This is a genomic window from Nonomuraea sp. NPDC049784, from assembly GCF_040659615.1.
Classification (GTDB): Bacteria; Actinomycetota; Actinomycetes; order Streptosporangiales; family Streptosporangiaceae; genus Nonomuraea.
The window spans coordinates 1-3,063 of sequence record NZ_JBFAMX010000898.1 but is presented as its reverse complement, the minus strand read 5'-3'; the positions used below and the strand labels follow the sequence as shown (position 1 = coordinate 3,063).

Annotated in this window: 3 protein-coding genes; 1 reads left to right on the top strand and 2 read right to left on the bottom strand. The window is 68.9% G+C overall.

Annotated elements, in window-relative coordinates; all coding sequences use genetic code 11:
• On the top strand, positions 1–242 hold a 242-nt coding region (locus tag AB0J09_RS60640), incomplete at its 5' end, for a hypothetical protein (protein WP_360712969.1).
• Positions 243–393: 151 nt separating this feature from the next.
• Here the strand turns inward: AB0J09_RS60640 and AB0J09_RS60635 are convergent.
• Both AB0J09_RS60635 and AB0J09_RS60630 read right to left on the bottom strand, forming a co-directional pair.
• Positions 394–1,344, bottom strand: coding sequence for a GNAT family N-acetyltransferase (locus tag AB0J09_RS60635; RefSeq protein ID WP_360712966.1), 951 nt, complete (start codon positions 1,342–1,344; stop codon positions 394–396).
• Positions 1,345–2,626: 1,282 nt separating this feature from the next.
• A partial coding sequence (locus AB0J09_RS60630) for a helix-turn-helix transcriptional regulator (RefSeq protein WP_360712963.1) occupies positions 2,627–3,063 on the bottom strand: 437 nt, incomplete at its 5' end.

The window sequence follows — 3,063 nt, the reverse complement described above, 5'->3', positions numbered from 1 at the left end:
GGGACCTGGAGGCCCGCGCCGCGGCCGCCTCCGGCGCCGACCGCGCCGCGTTGACCGCAGAGCTGGACGAGCTCCGCTCGTCGGTCCGCGCGGAGAAGCTCGGCGAGGTGGCCGCGGAGTTCGACCGCGTGCACAACATCCAGCGCGCGGTCGAGGTCGGCTCCGTCGACGCCGTCATCCGCGCCGCGGAACTGCGCCCACGGATCATAGAGGCCATCGAGTCCCGCCTGCGCGGACAGTGAGGCGCTCTTACCGAGCAGCTCGGTCCTCACCAGCAGATCCAGCATCTCCAGGCAGTCGTGGACTGACTTGCCCTCCAGGTAGATCACGGTGGCCGGCAGCGTCGCGATCCGGCGGGGAGGTCGTTTGTGGCCTCCCCGCCGGATGCCTGGCTCAGTTCCAGGTCATGTTGATCGTGCGTTCGAAGTTGACGTATCCGGCGCGCCGGAAGGCGTTGGCCATCGGAGTGTTGCCGAGATCCGTGGCCGCCCGGATGCGCGGGACGTCCTGCGCGATGAGGATACGGGTGCCTTCGGCAAGGATGTCGTCGATGTAGCCGTTGCCCCGGTGTGTGGGCAGTACGGCGAGGTAGCCGATGATGGGGTTGTAGTCGTTGCGGGCCGGGGTGACGAACCCCACCGGCTCGCCGTCCGGCAGCGTGGCGATCCGCCACCAGTCCCGCGGGCTCCGGTAGTGCGCGAGTTCGTCCTCATAGTGCCTGACGGCCGCCTCGCGGGGGGACATCCGGGTCAGGTCGTCCCTGCTGTGCGCGTCGAGCGTCCCGTCCAGGGCCAGAGTCATCAGGGCGAGGATCTCCTCGGTGTCGCGGACCGGCCGGAACGCCAGGCGCCCGCTCGGCTCGGGGATCGGCGTTCCGGGGCGCCACTCCAGACGCAGTCGTTCGACGAGCAGGCGGGCGCCGTTCCGTTCCAGGGCGACCATGCGGTCCTCGACGACGCGCTCGGTCGCCCCCGCCTCGCGCCAATCGGGTGGGACGATGCGGCTGGACTCGGGGGGACGGGTGCCTGCTGGGACGACTTCGGCCATGGCGGTCTGCAGCAGCCGCACGCCGATGTCTACGCGGTCGCGATCCGCGCTGCTGTCGTCGATGTCGAAAATGTCCAAGAGGAATGGTGCGTCGTCGCCGGCCCGACCCCACCAGGCGACCCTGGCCAGCAGGTGGTCGCCGCACAGGGCGACCCACATCCATTGCGGTCGGCGGCGGCCGGCGGCGAGGTCGTCCGCCAGTTCCTCATTGAGGACATAGGGCAGCCGGGAGAAAAGGTCGAGTTCTTCGCGCCCGGTGATCGGGCGGATGGTCAGGTTGTTCTGTTCCACGGTCAAGGCACGCTCCAGTGAAGGCGCTGTCCGCTCCAGGGTCAGACGCGGACCGCGCCCCGGGAGGACGCAAGCGCGGCGGTCATGGGCTTATCGGCCAAAAAGATCTATCCAATCGCCGAACCCCCTCGCAATCCTTTTTGCGATCATCAACCCGAGCCCGTCTGACGGCCGCCCAGAAACTCCAGGTCACTCACAGCTTCTTGGCGACTGGTCGCACGGAGCCGTGCGAAGGGCCATAGCGTCCGTTGCGGGAGCGGGGCGTGGTGGTTCCCGACATCGCCCGCAAACTGGTCATCCCCACCGGTAAGAACAAGGGCAGGCACCACCTCGGCCGCCAGCGTCTACCGCGTCCTGGCGGAGCCCAGGCGTAGTCGGCCGGCATCGGCAGCGCTGAGGTCACGTCATGGATCATACGGGCGCCCATTACCGCCGCCAGGCAGTGACTTTGCGACGGGTCCGGCAATACCGCCTTTGGTGCGGTGGACGGCGGCCTCTTGATGACCATGGACGAGCGCACCCCGCGAGCTGCTCGGCCCGCCGGACGGGCCGGCGCTGCAGCTGCGCCGCGACTTCACCGCGCATCGTGGATGGCCCACCTGCCGCTCCCCCCGATAAACCAGCTGGACGACCGGCTTGCTTCCGGGTTGGAGCGGACGGGCGAAGCCCGTTTTCTTGTGTTTGGGGAATGGAGGCGATAGATCCAACCGAGCGCCTTTACACTGTAGATTCATACTGAGAACGCAGCCAGCCCATCTGAGCAGGCCCGTTGCTCCCCCGCGGTGCGCCAAGACTTGAGCGTCGCTCGCGGCGATGTGCCGGCAGTCGCGCGGCCTCGTGACCTCGCTGCTCATCGCTTCGCCGGGCCAGGCTGAGGTATCGCGTGCTAGCCCTACCCCACTGCGCAATTCTCCGGCGTCGTTTATCCGGAGCTGAGCTTGGGAGCCGACACCCCGTACCAACTGTGACGCCTTCCGCCCAGACACCCCGGCCTCGTCGCCCTCGTCCGTGCCGGAGCCCACTTCGAACGCGGCCAGCTCGTCGAACGCCCCGAAGCCCATGCGGCTGGCGTCCTCGATGTGGTCTACGGCGAGAGCCGTTGCGCACACGGCCAGGTCAAGCCGGACCCGCGAACCCGAACACGAACACGAATCGCGTCTACAGCGACCGCGTGCGCCTGATCAGCGGTTGTGGTCGGCTCGGTGCCACGCCGCTCCCCAGCCTCCGCTCCACGGCAGTGCGGCCGTACTGGTCTCGTCGCGCGGGGGGCCTGACGATGCCGCAGGCGTCACCGGTGACTGCTGACCCAGGCCGCGATCTGCACCCTGGACGTGAAGCCCAGCTTGGTCAGGATGCTCTCGACGTGACCTTCGGCAGTGCGTTGAGCGATGACCAGCTTCGCGGCGATGTCCTTGTTGCTCAGCCCCTCGGCGATGAGGTCAGCCACCTCTCGCTGCCTGGGAGTGAGCGCGGACGCCTCCCCGGGCTCCGCCTCCCGGCGGGGTGCGGGAGCCCGCGCCCCGGTGTCCAGCGCGTAGTCGACGGCCTGATCGGCGGTGAGTTCGACGCCGCGCTGGAACGCGGCGGTGTAACCGGAATGGCCCAGGGACATGCGCAGCTGCGTCTCGCACAGGTTGTGGAACTCGGCGAACGGCCGGAGCGCCGGCAGTGACGTGCCCATCGCCTGCCAGACCATGCCGGCGGCACCGAACAGCCGGGCCGCGC